General features: G+C 50.8%; 13 protein-coding genes. 3 read left to right on the forward strand and 10 right to left on the reverse strand.

Features of this window, described 5'->3' with window-relative positions; translation table 11 throughout:
• The first annotated feature begins 83 nt into the window (after positions 1-83).
• Complete coding sequence (locus IMY23_RS12400) at positions 84-3155, forward strand: glycoside hydrolase family 3 N-terminal domain-containing protein (protein ID WP_225986496.1); 3072 nt, start codon at positions 84-86, stop codon at positions 3153-3155.
• Positions 3156-3477: 322 nt separating this feature from the next.
• Here IMY23_RS12400 and IMY23_RS12405 read toward each other — a convergent pair whose 3' ends face one another.
• From IMY23_RS12405 to IMY23_RS12430, 6 genes are all read right to left on the reverse strand, one after another.
• Positions 3478-4026: a hypothetical protein gene (locus IMY23_RS12405; protein WP_192822391.1), complete on the reverse strand. Its 549-nt coding sequence runs from the start codon at positions 4024-4026 to the stop codon at positions 3478-3480.
• 39 nt (positions 4027-4065) lie between these two features.
• Positions 4066-4365: a carboxypeptidase-like regulatory domain-containing protein gene (locus IMY23_RS12410; RefSeq protein ID WP_192822392.1), complete on the reverse strand. Its 300-nt coding sequence runs from the start codon at positions 4363-4365 to the stop codon at positions 4066-4068.
• Positions 4366-4867: 502 nt separating this feature from the next.
• On the reverse strand, positions 4868-8323 hold the full coding sequence (locus tag IMY23_RS12415; protein WP_192822393.1) for a T9SS type A sorting domain-containing protein: 3456 nt from the start codon (positions 8321-8323) through the stop codon (positions 4868-4870).
• Positions 8324-8677: 354 nt separating this feature from the next.
• Positions 8678-9787 carry a DUF3616 domain-containing protein gene (locus tag IMY23_RS12420; RefSeq protein ID WP_192822394.1) on the reverse strand — a complete coding sequence of 370 codons (1110 nt, stop codon included), beginning with the start codon at positions 9785-9787 and terminating at the stop codon, positions 8678-8680.
• Between the two features lie 249 nt (positions 9788-10036).
• The gene (locus IMY23_RS12425) at positions 10037-10189 is read right to left on the reverse strand and encodes a hypothetical protein (protein WP_192823842.1); all 153 of its coding nucleotides are present in this window, start codon (positions 10187-10189) and stop codon (positions 10037-10039) included.
• A 152-nt stretch (positions 10190-10341) separates the two neighbouring features.
• Positions 10342-11202, reverse strand: coding sequence for a hypothetical protein (locus IMY23_RS12430; RefSeq protein WP_192822395.1), 861 nt, complete (start codon positions 11200-11202; stop codon positions 10342-10344).
• Between the two features lie 105 nt (positions 11203-11307).
• Between IMY23_RS12430 and IMY23_RS12435 the strand changes: the two genes are divergently transcribed.
• Positions 11308-12279 (forward strand): isopenicillin N synthase family oxygenase, encoded by a 972-nt coding sequence (locus tag IMY23_RS12435; protein ID WP_192822396.1) that lies wholly within the window; start codon positions 11308-11310, stop codon positions 12277-12279.
• 102 nt (positions 12280-12381) lie between these two features.
• Positions 12382-13557, forward strand: coding sequence for a chromate efflux transporter (gene chrA / locus IMY23_RS12440; RefSeq protein ID WP_192822397.1), 1176 nt, complete (start codon positions 12382-12384; stop codon positions 13555-13557).
• A gap of 338 nt (positions 13558-13895) precedes the next feature.
• Here the strand turns inward: chrA and rfbA are convergent, their stop codons facing one another.
• From rfbA to galE, 4 genes are all read right to left on the reverse strand, one after another.
• The gene (gene rfbA / locus IMY23_RS12445; RefSeq protein WP_192822398.1) at positions 13896-14756 is read right to left on the reverse strand and encodes a glucose-1-phosphate thymidylyltransferase RfbA; all 861 of its coding nucleotides are present in this window, start codon (positions 14754-14756) and stop codon (positions 13896-13898) included.
• A 3-nt stretch (positions 14757-14759) separates the two neighbouring features.
• On the reverse strand, positions 14760-15767 hold the full coding sequence (locus tag IMY23_RS12450) for an SDR family oxidoreductase (protein WP_192822399.1): 1008 nt from the start codon (positions 15765-15767) through the stop codon (positions 14760-14762).
• A gap of 201 nt (positions 15768-15968) precedes the next feature.
• Complete coding sequence (gene rfbB, locus IMY23_RS12455; protein ID WP_192822400.1) at positions 15969-17015, reverse strand: dTDP-glucose 4,6-dehydratase; 1047 nt, start codon at positions 17013-17015, stop codon at positions 15969-15971.
• 18 nt (positions 17016-17033) lie between these two features.
• Positions 17034-18053, reverse strand: coding sequence for a UDP-glucose 4-epimerase GalE (galE, locus tag IMY23_RS12460; protein WP_192822401.1), 1020 nt, complete (start codon positions 18051-18053; stop codon positions 17034-17036).
• Position 18054 lies beyond the last annotated feature (1 nt).

Raw genomic sequence — 18054 nt, forward strand, 5'->3', positions numbered from 1 at the left:
CACGAATTCCCGTTTTGGGCTTCATTTACAGAAATGAAGCCCAAAACGCACACTTAACCTTGAACACTAATTACCTGACAATCTTGAAAAACCTGAGACGCTTATCCTTCGCTTTTCTACTGCTCTGCTTCTGCGGCACGTTGCCTGTTGCGGCGCAGACTAAAAAGAAAGCTCCTGCCAAGAAAACTACCGCCGCCACGGCCAAAAAACCAGCGGCAGCGGCCTTCAACGCCAAGACAGACCCGCCGTTTTTGAACCCCGCCAGCAAAAACTGGGTGGACTCGGTGTTTAAGACGCTTTCTGTGGAGGAGCGCATCGCGCAGCTGATCATGATTCCGGTGTACTCCAATAAAAACCAGGCGCACGTAGACTCCATCAGCAAGTTAATCACTACTTACAAAGTGGGCGGCTTGATTTTCTTTCAGGGCGGACCAGTGCGGCAGGCGCACATGACCAACCGCTACCAGCAAGAAAGCAAAGTTCCCTTAATGATTTCCATTGACGGCGAGTGGGGCTTGGCCATGCGTTTGGACAGCACCACGCGGTTCCCGTACCAGATGGCGCTGGGCGGCATTGAAAACGAGAGCCTGATCTATGACATGGGTGCCGAAATTGCGCGTCAGTGTCGCCGCATGGGCATTCATGTGAACTTTGCGCCGGTGATTGACGTGAACAACAACGCCAACAACCCCGTGATCGGGTTCCGCTCCTTCGGCGAAGACAAACACAATGTGGCCCGCAAGGCCATGGCCTACGTGAAAGGCATGCAGGACAACAAGATTCTGGCCAACGCCAAGCACTTCCCCGGCCACGGCGACACCAACGTAGATTCGCATTACGGTTTGCCGGTGCTCCATTTCTCCAAGCAGCGCCTTGACTCTGTGGAGTTGTACCCGTTCAGGGAGTTGATGAAAAACGGTCTGGGCAGTTTAATGGTGGCGCACATGAACATTCCGGTGCTGGACAATACCAAAGACTTGGCCTCTACCCTTTCAAAACCCATTGTCTGGAGCTTGCTTAAGCAGGAAATGGGCTTCAAAGGACTGGTCTTCACAGATGCGCTGAACATGCAGGGTGTGGCCAAATTCTACCCCGCCGGCATTGCCGATGTGAAAGCGCTTTTGGCCGGCAATGACATGCTCCTGAACACCATGGACGTAAAAACCACCATTTCAGAGGTTTTAAAAGCCATCAAGAACAAAGAAATCACGCAGGAGGAAGTTGACAGCCGCGTGCGCAAAGTGCTGGCCGCCAAGCACTGGGCCGGCCTTGACAAGTTTGAGCCCATTGAGACTGCCAACCTGATCAAAGACCTCAACAACCCTACCGCAGACTTCATCAACCGTCAGTTAACCGAGGCGTCGTTGACCTTGCTGCGCAACAAAAACAACATCCTGCCTATCAAGACCTTAGACACCCTCAAAATCGCCGCCTTGGCCATGGGTACGCACCTGGAAACCGATTTTCAGAAAGGCCTGGCGCGCTACGGCAAAGTGGACAACTTCTTCCTGTCGCCTACCAGCAGCATTGCGGAGTTGCAGTTGTTGAAAGAGCGTCTGCAGGGCTACAACATGGTGATAGTGGGTGTGCACAAACTGCAGTTGAAGGCTTCGGGCAGCGGCACGTTTGGCATTACCGCCGAGATGAACCTGTTCCTGAAAGACTTAATTAGAACGAAACCTACGGTGGTGAGTGTGTTTGGTAACGTGTACAGCCTCACCCGCTTTGAGGACATTGAGAAAGCCCACGGCGTGATTGCCACCTACCAAGAGAATGAACTGACCCAAGACGCCGCCTCGCAGTTGATTTTTGGCGGAATTGGCGCCAAAGGCAAGTTGCCGGTGAACGTCTCCAGCGCCTTTAGAATTAATGACGGCCTGACCACCCAAGCTGGTTTGCGCTTTGCTTACACCGTGCCGGAGGCTGTTGGTTTGAACTCAAAAGATTTAATCGGTATTGATTCTCTGGTGAACCAGGCCATTCAGCAGAAAGCTACGCCGGGCGCGCAAGTGCTGGTAGCGAAGGGCGGAAAGGTGATTTACCAGAAATCGTTTGGGTACCATACCTATGAAAACCAGACGCCGGTGACAAACACAGATTTGTATGATTTGGCGTCGGTGACCAAGATTACGGCGGCCATGTCGGCGTACATGAAATTGAGCGGCGAAGGAAGGTTTGACGTGGACAAAACCATGGGCGAGTACATTCCCATGATGAAGGGCTCCAACAAAGAAAACCTGAAGTACCGCGACATTCTCACGCACCAGGCCCGCCTGAAATCATGGATTCCGTTCTGGAAAGAGACCGTGAACAAGAAAGGCGAGTTCAAGAAAAACACCTTCAGCCCAGATTCCTCGGCCAAATTCCCGCACAAAGTGGCCAAGAACCTGTACATGCACAAAGACTACATGGCTGAGGTGTACAAGCAAATCAAAGAATCGCCGCTGAACGACAAGCCGGGGTACGTGTACAGTGATTTGTCTTATATTCTGGCACCGTTGGTGGTGAAACAGATTACCGGCGAAGACTTTGAGACGTACCTCCAGAAAAACATCTTCGGGCCGCTGGGCGCCACTACGCTCACGTTCAACCCGTACAAAAAATACCCGCTGAGCAGAATTGTGCCCACCGAGGTAGACACGCTGTTCAGAAAGCAACTGCTGCACGGCACTGTGCATGATGAAGGCGCGGCCATGCTGGGCGGCGTGAGCGGCCACGCGGGTCTGTTCGGGAACGCGAATGACCTGGCCAAGGTGATGCAAATGTATTTGAACGACGGCGAGTACGCCAACAAACGCATTATTGCAGACAAAACCGTGAGCACGTTCAGCAAATGTCAGTTCTGCCCAGACAACTACCGCGCCCTGGGCTTCGACCGTCCGTCTAAACCCGGCACCGAGAACGGGAACGCAGCCAGAAGCGCTCCGGCAGAGAGCTTCGGGCATACGGGTTTCACGGGCATTTACAGCTGGATTGACCCGGTGAATGATCTGGTCTACATCTTCTTGTCTAACCGTGTGCACCCTACCCGCGAGAGTTCTACGCTGGGCAAACTGAACACCCGCACCAAGGTAATGCAGGTAGTCTATGACGCTATGGAGAAAGCGAAAACGGCTAAGCCAGCCGCTACTTCTACTTCTTCCACGGGCAGATAGAATTTCCTGTTTGACCAAAAAAGGCCGGGCCGATTTCATACCTTGAAATCGGCCCGGCCTTTTTTTATAGTTTCTGTTTTTGGCTTCGTTTCCAGAAATGAGCCCGAAAACGGAAAATATTATCTGAGAATGGAGATTGAGATTATTAGCGTTTATCTTTTTTTGTCGTTTTGAAAGAGCCTTGGCATGAACGGTAAAGTATAGATTAAACGCTTTACTAGCTTGCCCACAAGGTCCTTTCAGGATGACAAAGAGGGTGTTGAGTTATTTTTGTTTTCGGCTCCGTTTCCAGAATTGAGCCCGAAAACGGGAAATCCGAGTTTCAATTACTGAGCGTGACTTGGAAAATAGTGCCTTTCACACCTTTCCCATTCATTCCTTTGTCAGACCATTTGCCTTTCCGGTAGGTCCAGGTAAGTTCTTTCCCTGATTTAAAGCCTCGTGAATTGATGGCGGGCTCAAACGAAATGGCGTTTACTTCTTTCTTGGTCTCTTTCTCCACATAGGTGAACGCGTGCTTGTTCTCCTCAATTACCAGCCATTCAAACGCAATGAACATGCCTGTGCTAGGCACTTGCAGGTTGTATTGGCTTACATCCAGCGTAATGGTTTTATACACACCCTTCGGCGCGAAGGCCACCAGCGGAGCAGGTGTCAGGTCTTTGCCGGGTTCCCCGTTCTGGTTCACCTCAAAAAGCCTGATGTGGAACCGGGCATTTGGTATGTCACTGGAAGTGGAGAAGGCAATCTCCTCCAGATAAGGTGTTGCGTCAAAACTCTGGTTGTAGGGCAGGAAATCAGCCACAATCCAGGGCCCTCCGTGAGTCCCGAAGCTGTGGGAGACTTTCGCTTTCTTCAGGTTATGGAGCACCAGCTTCTTCCGCCTTTTGCTTTTCTTGACCACCACTTCCTACAACGCCACCGCAGACGGTTGCAAGTGGAGCACCATTGGCCCAGATGTGATATTGAAACGGCCCCGTTCGTACCCCAAACAGGAAACCACCAGCACCTTGCCCGCCGTCGCCTTATCCCCGAGAGAGAAAGCCCCCGCTTCTGTAGAGGTCACGCCTACGTCTTCGTTCTCCAACCAGATATTGGCATAGGCCACCGGTTTGCCGGTGACTTTGTCCACCACCGTGCCGGTAATCTGGCCAAAGGCGGTTCCTGCGTACAGCAAAAGCACACAAATGCCCCAATAGTATTTTTTCATAGATTCTGTTTTTGGCTTCGTATCCAGAAATGGGCCCGAAAACGCAGTTACTTTTACCTACTCAAGGTAAGCTGAAAATGCGGGGCGGCAAAGGAAACAGCATTGCCTTTTCTGATATCTGTGGCGCCCCTGGCCTTTGTCATAGATTCAGCCATGATAACTTTGGCAGGCACGGTGACCTCTCCTTTCTCATCTAGGGTGGTGCATAAGCCGTTTTTTCTACCCAAATGGTGATATGCGCCGCCGTTTGCTTCGATGCTTTGCCCAGCATGGTCCAGTGACTTGGGCCTGGTCAATAGCGGCAATACTTAAAAGACAGGCAAGCATACTTTTAATATGGTACTTTTTCAGCTTTGTTTCTGGAAATGAGCCTAAAAACAGGGTGTTGTCCTTACAACGTGGTAGTAATGGCTGGGTATACAAATCATTTGCCTATACCTCCATAAGAAAGGGCTTCTTATAACAAGAAGCCCTTTCTAGAAAGAAATTTGACAGAGTTATGTTATTGCACCATCAGTTTTCTAACCTCTACTTGGTTGGTCATCAGGTTCACTATCTTCACTAAATAGAGCCCACTTTGCAACCCTTCAGACAGCTGTAGCTGCTTGTCTTCAGTAAAAGAGGCTTCTGCAATGACGCTTCCGCTTAGATTATAAACCACAACATTCTTTGGTTGGCTATTACCAGTGGCAATGGTGAGCAGACCGCCTTTGGCAGACGGGTTAGGATAGAGCACGGAGCCTGCGGTAGCGAAATCAGCGGCCACGCTTAACGGGTTGCTGAAAGTAAACCGGGCGCCTCTAGGGCTATTCGTCACGGAGACATTCCCAGACACAAAACCCAGCTCCCTGATTTGGTCAATCAGGATATTGTTGTTATTTCTCACCTGGGGTGCCAAAGAAGCGGTAATAAAGAAATAACCGGTTGTACCGCTGTTGATTTGCAAATTGTTAATGGTACTGGTTAATTCGCCAAAGCTTTGTTGGGGGGGAAAGCTTGCGACTACCGTACTACCGGCAAAAGCGTCAGTAGTATTATACCACACTTTTATTCCATTGGCCGCCAAATCAGAAACATTAAAATCGCCGCCAAGTCTGAAGTCCAGATAGTTCACTTGAGCATTGGCATTAGAGGCTGCTACGTTAAAACGGTAAATAACGTGGTTAGTGGTGCCTGCTGCCAGCGTAGCGCCAGACACCATTGGATATGTTACGGCTAAATTCGGCACCGCCAATGGGGCAGAGATGACATGCAACGCAGAAAGCGCATTGGCAGACAACATTACTTCTTGCGTACCGAACTGCAGTTTCTTAACCTCCATTTGAATGGTCCGATTCACCGTGGCCGAGGCGGCAAGGTCTGCCGTGATAAAGAAATAACCCGTAGTCCCTGCCTGTATGCTTTGCTCAATAGATGTGGTATAATCTAACTCAGTGGGCAACGCTCCAAAGCTACGGACCAATTGGCTGCCGGCGAAAGAATTAGTGGAGTTGTACCATATAGAAAATCCAGAATCGCCTAGGTCTGCACTAGAATACGTACCTCTTGTCATGAGTTGTATACCAGTTAATTCTGCGTCTGCTCCTGATACGGTCACGCTAAACCTGTGCACAATATTTCTAGTAGTGCCGGCGGCCAAGTTTTGGGCTGTTTGGCTAGGGCCGGTGGCGGAGATGGTAGGATTGGTGAATGTCTGCACTCCACCAGCCGCCAGCGGGAAGGAACCGGTAATATCTGCGGCTATAAAAGTAAAGGCGCTGGCTGGGGTTGCCATGATAGAAAAAGTACGGCCAACGGCCTCGTTGCTGTATGCATTGGCTACCACAAAAAAGTAGACCGGCATTCCTGGCACAATTTCCTCGCGGTCCAGGTCATCGAACTGGAGCACACTGCCGCTTGCCGTTGCAGGAGCATAGCCAATGATATTATCGTCATTCGCATTGAAGGTGGCATCAGAGCTGGCATAGAGTTGAAAATCATTGATGTCACCTTGCTGGTAGGTTCCGGCGGTAGTGAGGGTTACCTCGCTTAAGATAGCAGTGGCGTTGGCTGCCTCTACTTTAAACGCATAGACCGGGAACCTTGCCCTGTTGGTGGAAATAGCGGCGGCTGGCGTAGACACGGCACTAATGGTGACAGAGGCTTTTCCTATTGTCTGCAGGCCGCCATTGCCCAAGCTACCGGTTTTGTTTCCGGAAGCCAGGGTGAAATTAGCCAGCCCATTGGTGGAGGCCTGGATGGTACGGCCTAAAACCGCGTTTTCAGCTACTTCCACTACCAAAGACACATAGCCTTCGCCCAGCGGCAAAGTAGGATTTAGGTCATCATCTGCATTGTTCGGGTTGAAACTAAACGTTAGGGTACTACCCGAGGCAGGCAATAATGACTCGCGGTAGTTCAGGAGCTGTACGTCGTCCTGCTCCACCTCTCTTAAAACATTAGGTGTTTTGTGATACACTAAGTAAATTCCTTCTATCCCGTCGGCAATGCCATCGCCGTTTTCATCATACGTGTCCCCGAAATCAGAAGGCTGGTAGGAACCGGAGAGTTGGTAAGCAGCCTCTAAAAGCGTAGCTGCCGCATTGGTCACATTCACTTTTACGGTATGCAGAACACCTATAGTACGCGGAGTTACAATGCCTGTCGCCGGGCCGCTTGCGGTAAACGCCACGGCTGGAGTAGTGATGGTCTGTACCCCGCCAGCGCTAGCCGTGAGGGTAATAGTACCAGAAGCAATGGTGATATCATTAGTGGTGAGAGGTTGTATCTGAATAGTGCGCCCATTCACAGCTGTGGTCGCCATGTCGGCCACTAAATAGATGTACCCTTCTGAGCCTTCCTCTAAAGAAATGTCTGTGAGATTAAAGGTAAGCGCATTGCCTGGCCCTACAGAAGAGGCAGTGGCAAAAGGCTCGTCTGCCTCATATCCGTCCGCATCACCCCCAAACAATTTAAACCTGGTGACATCAGAAGCTTGGAAAGTACCGGTTGGCCTAAAGACTAGCCTAGTGAACGAGGTGTTAGCGTTAGCGGATGCAGCTTTTACTTTATACACCAGATGATTGATAGCTCCCGGTGACACGGTACCCGCCGCCGGACCTACTGAGGTAATGGTGACGTTTGGCAGAGCTATGGTGAACAAAGCCCCTTCAGAAAACTGCCCCTCCACCCTTTCTGTAGGCCCAAACACAAAGTCAGATACGTTTCCTTGGCCAATTCCCAAGGTTCTACCTACCGTTGCGCCAGAGGCAATGTCTGCCGTTACCTTAAAATCAAAGTACTCATAGTCTCTCTCTTGGCTCAGGTTTAGTGCATAGTTTAAGTTAGAGAAAGTAACCACGCCATTAGAAAGCGTTCCAGTACCAAGAAGCACATCCTCGAAATCTGTCAGGGCATTGTTGGCGTATAGTTTAAAGCCATTTGCTGCTATATCTGCCGTAGTAAAGGATCCCCTAACCGGCAACTGGAAAGACCTCAACTCGGCGTTTCCTTGCGTTATATACATAGAGTACCTGCCTAATTCAATTTTGGTGGAGCCGGGAGACACCTTCGCATCATCGTCTTGATAGGCGTTTATCTGAACGAGGGCCAAGGGAGCCCCAATGGTTTGGACCGAAGTAGCAGGCAACCCAGAGCTTTGGCCTTGGGTAGTGGCCCCCGTAAAGACAATGTTAGAATAAGGCGTTTGGGTAAAAGAAATAGTACGATTAACTGTAGCGTTGGCAGCTAAGTCTACCGTCACGTAAAAGAAAGCTCCTTGGCTGGCATTAATCACTCGAGACAAACCATTGAACACCAGCGTATTCCCACTAGCGACAGTTGGTTTGGTAGAAATAAGCGTTGCCCGTTGAACATTACTGGGGTCAAAGTCTGAACCAGTAGCATACCATAATCTAAAACCAAGAACATCACTGGCCTGGTACGTACCAGTAGTGGTAAGTACCAGCGACGTTAGCATGGCTTGGGCAGTAGAAGGAGTAGCAGAAAATACTGTTAGAATGTTATTGGTACTTCCTGGTGCTATGTTCTTGGCGGGTGGAGCAAAGAGGTTTTCACCTATTTGAACTGGCTGAACAAAGACTGTTTGAGCTTGCGCTTTTGTAACGACAAGGCTCATCATCAAAAAAGCAAAGGTGCACAAGACCTGCCATGTAGATTTGTAAAGTTTAGGCATAAGGTATTGGTTAAGTAAGAAATGGATGACAATAAATTGTATTGAAGGACATAGCCCTAACCGCAAATTTATAATGGACCCCACATCTACTCAATACCTACAAGTAAGTAATTATAAGCCTACTACAGATCATTCATGCTACTTAGCAATGCGGTACACATCTGCCAGCACGCCGTCTTCCAGAGGTTTTCTAATGGCCGAGGGGCTGTCATAGACCACCAGCAAATGGTTATCATCATAAATGGCCAGGCCTTCGGCTTTGTCTTGGCCGGCGGTGAACCCGCTGCCGTGGGGTACCTCAAACAGGCGGTCCAGTTCTTTACGGTGCACCACCTGTGAGCCACCCAGAGACTGCGGCATGGCGTTTGGCCAGCGGTACACGGCAATAGCGCCGTCCAAATCCATGGTGGGGCCGGCCAGCACGTAGAGGTCTTGGTTGAGAATCCGGAGCTCGCGTATGCCTTTGCCGTTCATGTTCAGGAAATGCTTTTGGTAGAGTTCACCTGAGCCCGGGAATGGCATGAGTTGCAGGTACCCTTCCTCAGGGGCGTCTTGCAGTTTGAGTTCCAGCACCATGGCCCAGCCGCGCAAAACGGGCCCGCGCAGACCCACAAAAACGCGGTCGCCGTCCAGGGCCAGGCCTTCAATGTCAAAGCCGTTGTCTTTGCCTGGAATGGCCAGGAAAGGTGCCACGTGCGGGTCTTCCTTGAGGGCTTCCATGAGTTGGTTTTCTTTGTCATTGCCCAGCAGTTGCGCCGCCCTGAGGGTTTTTGTGGGGTCATTAGGGTCTGAGCAGGACTTGCAGAGCGTGTATTCGCCGGTTTCAGAATCTTGCACCAAGGGCACGCGGGCCAACAGATAGCGGTTAGGGTCTGCCTTGACCTGGGCCAAGCGTTTCAGTTGCTTCTCCACCGAGTCACCGGCCCGGGGTTTCTTGCGCTTGAGGCTGTGCGAGCCCACCAGCCACAGGTAGCCACCCGCTTCGCCCAGGCCTTCAATGTCAATCTCTGAGTTGGTGCCGTCTGGCAGGTCCAGGTACTGGGTGAGGTCAAAGTGGGTGTGCTCGGCGTAAGTGTGTTCGCCAACTTTTTTCAGGCGCTCCAGCGAAGTGCGCTCGTCACAGCTCAGCCACAGGTAGTCGCCGGTGCGAAGAGCGGTAGAAAGGCCGTCGCGCACGTGTTTGCCGTCTGCGTTAATGCTCAGGCTGGGGTCAAACTTGAGGTCCAGTAGAAACGAAAGGTTTTTCATAGGCTTGGGTTAGGTGATGGAAGGCCGCCAGAAGTTGACTTCCCGTTTTCGGGCCCGTTTCTAGAAATGAAGCCAAAAACGGAAACTTCAGCGTCACTCCTTTGCATCGAATTTAAAAAATCAACTGGCAGCGAGTGCTAACTGCTAGAACCGGCGTTCCTCTGCGGTTCTGGTGATCTGGAAATAACCCACATACAGCCACCCACAAATGGCATGGAAAATGGCCCACAAGATGGAGCGGTTCCGGGTCTAGGAAGTGACCACGGCCAGCACAGACCCCAGGCCCATGCCGCTTTTCACCACGGTGTTGTTGACGTATTGGGTTCCCAGGGCTTGCGCAAGCAAGGGGAAGGCACTTAACAACAGCACCAACAGCAGGGCACCGGCGACAGATTTTTTCATGGCATACAGGTTTACAGGAGGAAGATAGCGTTTTTCGGCTCATTTCCAGAAATGGGCCCAAAAACGGAAATTCCATTTCCCCAAATTTCAGCCTTAACCAAATAGAGCCGACTTAAAAGTCGGCTCTACGGGTATTGGGAAAGCAGGTACGCTTAGGATTCTTTGAGCGTGATTTTGCGCTCCACGGTGTTGTACGGACCCGGAATCACCTGGCCCTGGCTGTTGATCAACTCTAGCTTGAAGGTGTTTTCGCCCATGGGCAGACCTTCCACCAAATATGGCAACCACTGGTCCAGAATGAACTCATTGCCGTTGATGGTGGCGCGCACTTTGTTGCCTTCTTTGTTCAGGGTAGTGTTCACCAGGTAGAAGTCCAGCATCACTTTTTTGGTGTCCGGGCCTTTGTATTCGCCTTTGGGGCGGCTGTAGAACAGGTGCTGGGCGCTTTCGTCAAACTTGGTGGCATTAGGTGCCGCGTTGCCCACGTTGATCACGCGCAGGTCATAGGCACCTTGGTGTTTGATGCTCTCATGGTAAGACCTGGACAGGAACGACAAGACCACGTGCTGGCCGGGCTTAATGGCTTTGTTGAACGTTGGCTTGTAGTGCGCCGTGTAAGGCTCATTGTCTACAATGTTGTGGATGTGCTGGCCTTCTTTGGAGTTGGCGTGCTCATGGTTGCCCGCGTCTGTGGTCTGCTGGCTCAGCTGGTAATTCGCTACGGTGTACTCAAAAGCGGTGGAGTCGCCGGTCACTTTGCCGTTTTTCTCAGGTTTGCCCAAGGTAAGTTTAGCGTCTGGGAAATCAACCGAGTTGCTGTAGGAATACACTTTGAGGCCGCCTTTCTCCATGGGCGTGCCCATGGCGCCGTTGTGCTGCACGCCCGCGGTGTCATGTGCCACGGTGTGGTCCTCTGTGCTAGTTTCTGTGGTCTTGGTGGTGCTGCTCTCACTGCAGGCAGCCGCCAAAAGCATAGCCGAAACGGCCAGGAATGATAGGTTCTTCTTTTTCATAGTACTATAGGTTTTCGTATAACTACGGAGAATGTTTCAAAGATAGAAAATTCGTAACTTGCCGAGCTTAAAAACTACGTTTCAAGAATAGCTACGCTACGCCTTATGGACCATACATTATTAGAGGAAATTCCCTCCTTAGACCTGGCCGATTTCACCTCTGGTGACCCGGCCCGCAAAGCCGCTTTTGTGCAGGCCATGGGCGATGCCCACCAGAACATTGGCTTCGCCGCCCTCAAAAACCACGGTCTTTCCGATGACCTTACAGATAGACTGTACGCTGCCATCAAGAAATTCTTCGCGCTGCCAGATGACGTGAAGCAGAAATACGAGATTCCTGGTTTGGCCGGCCAGCGCGGCTACGTGGGCAAAGGCAAGGAGCACGCCAAAGGCCGCAACACCGGCGACCTCAAAGAGTTCTACCACGTGGGCCAGGAAGTCACCGACAATGACCCCATCAAAGAAGAATACCCAGACAACGTGTGGCCGGCAGAGGTACCCGAGTTCCAGGAAGTAGCTTTGGAGGCCTACCAACGTCTGGAGAACGCGGGCAAGCAAGTTCTGAAAGCCTTAGCTATTTATTTAGGCTTGTCTGAGGATTATTTCGATGCCAAAGTGCATAACGGCAACAGCATCCTTCGGCCTATCCACTATTTCCCTATTGAGAACCCAGACGCCGTGCCTGCTGATGCCGTACGCGCCGCCGAGCACGGTGACATTAACTTGATTACCTTGCTAATGGGCGCTTCCGCAGACGGCCTGCAAGTACTTCGCCGCGACGGCAAATGGATTCCTATCACGGCCCTGCCGGAACAGGTAATTGTGAACGTGGGCGACATGCTTTCCCGCCATACCAACAACAAGCTCAAGTCCACCATCCACCGTGTGGTGAACCCGCCACGGGAGTTGATGAACACGTCACGGTTCTCTATTCCGTTTTTCATGCACCCGCGTTCTGAGATGGATTTGACTTGCCTGGAGAGCTGCATTAACGAACAGAACCCCAAGCAGTTCCCAGACATTACCGCCGGTGATTTCCTGAATGAGCGCCTGGTTGAGCTAGGATTGAAAAAATAGCAAGTATTATTACTGATTTTGAAAGGAGCCGTAGGGCTCCTTTCGTTTTTATAGCTATTTTTAAAAATTAGCTGCTCTACAGCGCCTTTTTCCTAACTGCCCTTGCGTCCTCGTAACTACATTTTTTTGAAAGACGTGGCCACCCTCTCGCTCACCGCGTTTGGCGGCCCGCAAGCGCATATTGCCATGATGCTGCGCACCATGGTAGAAAAACGGCGGTACGTCACCGAGCAGGAATTGCTGGAATTGAACGCGCTCTGTCAGATTCTACCCGGCCCCTCCTCTACCCAGACCATCACCGCCATTGGCTATAAAGTAGGCGGACCCAACCTGGCCTACCTCACTCTGCTGGTCTGGATTGCCCCGGCGGCTTTGATTATGATTGCGGCAGCCCTGGTCATCTCGTTTCTGGGCAGCAAGGGCGCGCCGCTGGGGTTCACGCGGTTTATCCAGCCCATGGCCGTTGGTTTTGTGGCCTTTGCCGCCTGGCGCATCAGTTCCAAAGTGGTGCACACCAAGGGCGGCATTGTGATTATGGTCTTCTCGGCTATTCTGGCGTTTTTCTTCCGGTCGCCGTGGGTGTTTCCGGTGTTGCTGCTGGCCGGCGGAAGCCTCACTGCCATCAGGTTTTATCAACAGCCCATTCTGGAGAAAGTACCCATGAAAGTGGAATGGGCGAATTTTCTACTCTTCATTGGCGTGTTTGTGGCAGCCGCTTTGCTAGGCCGCTACACCCAATTACGCGCCGTGCTTTTGTTTGAGAACTTTTACCGGAACGGAAGTTTGATTTTTGGTGGCGGCCAGGTGTTGATTCCCGTGATGTACACCGAGTTTGTGGAGTTCAAAGGCTACCTGCAGCCCAAGGAGTTTCTGTCTGGGTTTGCCATGGTGCAGGCTTTGCCGGGTCCGGTTTTTTCCTTTTGCTCCTACATTGGCGCCTTGTCTATGCGGCCCTACGGCTGGACCGGACAACTTGTAGGCGGTGTCATTTCCACCATCGCCATTTTTCTGCCGGGCACGTTTCTGATATTCTTCGTGATCAGGTTCTGGGAAGGGCTACGCAAATACCGCGTCATACAAGCCTCCCTGGAAGGCATTAACGCCGTGGGCTCTGGTATGGTTTGCGCGGCGGCCATCATGCTCTACCATCCTATTGAGAACACCCCGTACAACTTCGGGTTGGTGGTGGCCACATTTGCGCTGCTGCAATGGACTAAAATTCCCGCTCCGGCTTTGATTCTTACTGGTTTGGTCGTGGGTCTTCTCTTTCCTGGTTAGGTTCCCGTTTTTGGCCTCATTTCTGGAAACGAAGCCGAAAACGCATGTCAGAAATGTAGCGTCGTAGCACTGATACGACGTGTCTCCATGAAACGGGAACATCTCCCTAGTCGAGAGCCTTAATTCCAAGGAGAAATTGCAAAGCCAGAAATCGGTTAATTGAAACCTAATTGCTGCGCAGGACCACATCGTGTCAGTACCGCGACACTACGTTTTCTGTTTTTGCCCTCGTTTCTGGAAATGGAGCTGAAAACGGGAATCAGTAAATCGAACTTCAAAACAGAAAGGCCTCTGCTCAAGAAGAACAGAGGCCTTTTGATAGCTTTCTAAGAAGATGCTTACTTCAAGATACTCAACAGATAATCGCCGTAGCCACTTTTTCTGAGCGGTTCTGCCACGCGCTGCAACTGTTCTGCGTTGATGAAGCCCATACGGTAGGCCACTTCCTCAATAGAACCGATCTTCAGGCCCTGGCGCTCTTCAATCACTTGCACAAACGTGGCGGCCTGCATCAGAGACTGAATGGTACCCGTGTCTAACCAAGCGGTTCCTCGATCTAAAATACCTACTTTCAACTTACCCCGGCGAAGATATTCTTTGTTCACATCGGTGATTTCGTATTCACCGCGTGGGCTGGGCTCCAGGTTCTTGGCGATGTCAATTACATCATTATCATAGAAGTACAAACCCGGCACGGCGTAGTTTGACTTGGGTTGCTTGGGCTTTTCCTCAATGGAAACGGCTTTCATGTCAGCGTCAAACTCCACCACGCCGTAGCGTTCCGGGTCCTGCACATGGTAGGCATACACCACGCCGCCGTCTGGGTCATTGTTGGCCTGCAAGAGTTGGCTCATGCCAGATCCGTAGAAAATATTATCGCCTAGAATCAGCGCAGCCTTGTCTCGGCCCACAAAATCGGCACCTAATACAAACGCTTGGGCCAGACCGTTAGGCACTTCCTGCACCTGGTAGCTGAAGTTACAGCCAATCTGGCTGCCATCGCCCAGTAGACGCTCAAACATGGGCAGGTCATGCGGCGTAGAAATAATCAGAATGTCTTTAATCCCCGCCAGCATTAAAGTTGACAAAGGATAATAAATCATGGGTTTGTCGTACACCGGCATCAATTGCTTGCTCACCGCCAGCGTAAGTGGGTGCAACCGCGTGCCCGAACCGCCTGCTAAAACTATTCCTTTCATGTTCTATTTCTGATTGTAGATGAAATCTTGGTTTTCTTTAAACCAGGCCAGCGTATTCTGCAGACCTTCTCTTATTTTAATCTGTGGCTGATAACCCAATAGTTTTTCTGCTTTAGAGATATCGGCGAGGCTGTCTCTGATGTCACCGGCGCGCTCCGGACCATATTCTGGGGTGATGTCTACGCCGGCTTCATCCTTGAGAATATTGAACAGGTCATTCAAAGAAGTCCGGTCGCCCACGGCAATGTTGTAGACTTGGTTGATAGCCTCTGGTTTTTCTACCAAAGCGGCTCTAATGTTGGCCTCCACACAGTTCTCCACGAAGGTAAAGTCCCGCGTTTGCCCGCCATCGCCGTTTATTTTAGGTGATTTCCCGTTCAGCACCGCATCAATAAACAACGGAATCACCGCCGCATAGGCCCCATTAGGGTCTTGCCGCGGCCCGAAGATGTTGAAATACCGCAGCCCGATGATTTCCATGCCATACGTCTTCCCGAACACATCAGCATATAATTCATTGGCATACTTGGTCACCGCGTACGGCGACAATGGCCGCCCAATCACGTCTTCCACCTTAGGCAAAGATTTACTGTCACCGTACGTAGACGAAGACGCAGCATAGACAAAGCGTTTCACACCCTGCTCCTTGGTGGCCATCAGCATGTTCACGAAACCGCCCACGTTCACTTCATTGGAGGTGACCGGGTCTTTCACGCTACGCGGAACCGAGCCCAGCGCTGCTTGGTGCAACACCACATCCATTCCTTCACAAGCCTGCATGCAAATTTCCAGGTTCCGGATATCGCCTTCCAGCACTTCCAACCGCTCGTTGCCTTCAAATGCCCGCAAATTTTTATGGAAACCGTTGGAGTAATTATCCAGCACGCGTACTTTTCTGGCTTTGTACTTCAGCAGGTATTCTACCAGGTTGGAGCCAATAAAGCCAGCGCCGCCGGTCACCAGAAAAGAGGTTTGCTCCAGAGAGCCGCTATGGAATGGGGAATTGTACACCTAGTTTAATTATGAATTGAGAATTAGGGATTAAGGATGGCGCCGTTTTTGACCTGGTTTCTGGAAATGAGCCTCAAAACAACTTACTCCTTAACATCTAACGTTTATGGTACTTATGCCTTTCCTTAAACGATAGGCACGTCATGAAAACATTTCCGTTTTCGGGCTCATTTCTGAAAATGAGCCCGAAAACGGAAAATCTTAACGGTTATACTGTTCGTTGTAGTAGGCCTGATAATTACCTGAGGTAACATTCTGCAACCATTCTTCGTGCTGCAGGTACCAGTCAACGGTTTTCTCCAGGCCTTCTTCAAACGTGACAGATGGTTTCCAGCCCAACTCGTTCATGATTTTAGAAGAGTCAATGGCGTAACGCAAGTCATGGCCGGCACGGTCAGTCACAAAGGTGATTAACTGCCTTGAAGTGCCCTGCTCACGGCTTAATTTCTGGTCCATGATGTCGCAGAGCAGATGGATGAGGTCAATGTTCTTCCACTCGTTCACCCCGCCAATGTTGTAGGTATCGCCCATTTTTCCTTTGTGGAACACATCATCAATGGCCCGCGCGTGGTCAATCACATACAACCAATCTCTGATGTTCTCACCTTTTCCGTAGACCGGCACGGGCTTGTTGTTCTTGATGTTGTTGAGCGCCAGCGGAATAAGCTTCTCCGGAAAATGGTTCGGTCCGTAGTTGTTGGAGCAGTTAGAAACCTTTACCGGCAAACCGTAGGTGTGGTAATACGCGCGCACAAAATGATCAGAACTGGCTTTGGACGCCGAATACGGGGACCGAGGGTCATATGCCGTTTCCTCGGTGAACATTCCTTCCTCGCCCAGGGAACCATACACTTCATCTGTGGAGATGTGGTAGAAAATCTTACCAGAGTAATCTTCCTTCCAGAGTTCTTTGGCGGCGTGCAGCAAGTTACAGGTGCCGTTCACATTGGTGCGCACAAAGGCCATGGGGTCTGTGATAGACCGGTCCACGTGCGATTCAGCGGCTAGGTGCATGACCGCATCAAACTTATGTTCCAGGAATAAGTTGTTGATGTATTCCTGATTGGTGATGTCGCCTTTGATGAAGGTATAGTTGGGCGCATTCTCTATGTCGGTCAGGTTCTGCAGGTTGCCCGCATAAGTCAGCTTGTCCAGGTTGTAGATTTGGTAGTTAGGGTACTTGTTCACGAACAACCGCACCACATGCGACCCAATAAAACCTGCTCCTCCGGTGATTAAAATCTTCATCAATCTATCTGTTATATTTTATTTCATTAATTGCTGCTGCCATTTCCAGGAGCTGGCTAGACTTTCTTCCAAAGAAAGCGACGTTTTAAAACCTAGCTCTTGGGTAGCTTTGGTCACATCTGCGTAGATGGCAGGCACATCGCCGGCGCGGCGCGGACCAATCTTATAGTTGAATGGTTTGCCAGATGCTTTCTCAAAGGCTTTCACTACATCTAAAACCGAACTGCCTTGGCCAGTGCCTATGTTGAAGACCTCAAATGCGACGGACGCAGGTTTCTCAAGCCGTTGAATAGCAGTTACATGTGCCTTGGCCAAATCTACCACATGCACGTAGTCGCGCACGTTGCTACCGTCTGGCGTGTCATAGTCAGTTCCGAAAACGGTCAGGCTTTCCCTGATACCGGCTGCGGTTTGCGTAATAAACGGCACCAAGTTATTGGGCACCCCCAAGGGCAGTTCTCCAATCAGCGCGGATTCATGCGCCCCAATGGGATTGAAATACCTCAAAGCAATAGTCTTAATACCATAGTTTCCGCTGGCGGCTATATCCTGCAGAATCTCCTCGTCAATCTTCTTGGTATTGCCGTAAGGCGAATTCGCTTTCTGGGTGGGCGTTTCCTCAGTCACGGGCAGTTTCTCCGGTACCCCGTACACCGTGCAGGAAGAGGAGAAAACCAGGTTCTGCACCTTGTTAGCCTCCATCACTTGCAGCAGCGTCACCAAACCAGCCATGTTGTTTTGGTAGTATTTCAAAGGTTCCGCTACAGATTCACCTACTGCTTTGAACGCGGCGAAATGAATAACCCCGGCAATATCTCCTTCCTGTGAAAATACTTCTTGCAGAGCAGCGGCATCAGTACAGTCCACTTTATGGCAAACCACCACATGCCCCAGAATCTGCGCTAGGCCTTGCAGCACGCGCTCTTCGGAGTTACTGAAGTTGTCTACAATGATGGGCGTATACCCCGCATTGGCCAACTCTAATACTGTGTGAGAACCAATGTAGCCCGCGCCGCCTGTAACAAGTATTTTCTGCATA

Origin of the sequence: Rufibacter sp. LB8, from assembly GCF_014876185.1 — a bacterium.
Lineage (GTDB): Bacteria > Bacteroidota > Bacteroidia > Cytophagales > Hymenobacteraceae > Nibribacter.

Bases quoted from the DNA above. Each gene is read 5' to 3' on its own strand.
- IMY23_RS12410 (WP_192822392.1), bottom strand. From the start codon at position 4,365: ATGAAAAAATACTATTGGGGCATTTGTGTGCTTTTGCTGTACGCAGGA.
- IMY23_RS12415 (WP_192822393.1), bottom strand. From the start codon at position 8,323: ATGCTAACGTCGCTGGTACTTACCACTACTGGTACGTACCAGGCCAGT.
- IMY23_RS12420 (WP_192822394.1), bottom strand. From the start codon at position 9,787: ATGAAAAACCTTTCGTTTCTACTGGACCTCAAGTTTGACCCCAGCCTG.
- IMY23_RS12425 (WP_192823842.1), bottom strand. From the start codon at position 10,189: ATGAAAAAATCTGTCGCCGGTGCCCTGCTGTTGGTGCTGTTGTTAAGT.
- IMY23_RS12430 (WP_192822395.1), bottom strand. From the start codon at position 11,202: ATGAAAAAGAAGAACCTATCATTCCTGGCCGTTTCGGCTATGCTTTTG.
- IMY23_RS12435 (WP_192822396.1), top strand. From the start codon at position 11,308: ATGGACCATACATTATTAGAGGAAATTCCCTCCTTAGACCTGGCCGAT.
- rfbA (WP_192822398.1), bottom strand. From the start codon at position 14,756: ATGAAAGGAATAGTTTTAGCAGGCGGTTCGGGCACGCGGTTGCACCCA.
- rfbB (WP_192822400.1), bottom strand. From the start codon at position 17,015: ATGAAGATTTTAATCACCGGAGGAGCAGGTTTTATTGGGTCGCATGTG.
- galE (WP_192822401.1), bottom strand. From the start codon at position 18,053: ATGCAGAAAATACTTGTTACAGGCGGCGCGGGCTACATTGGTTCTCAC.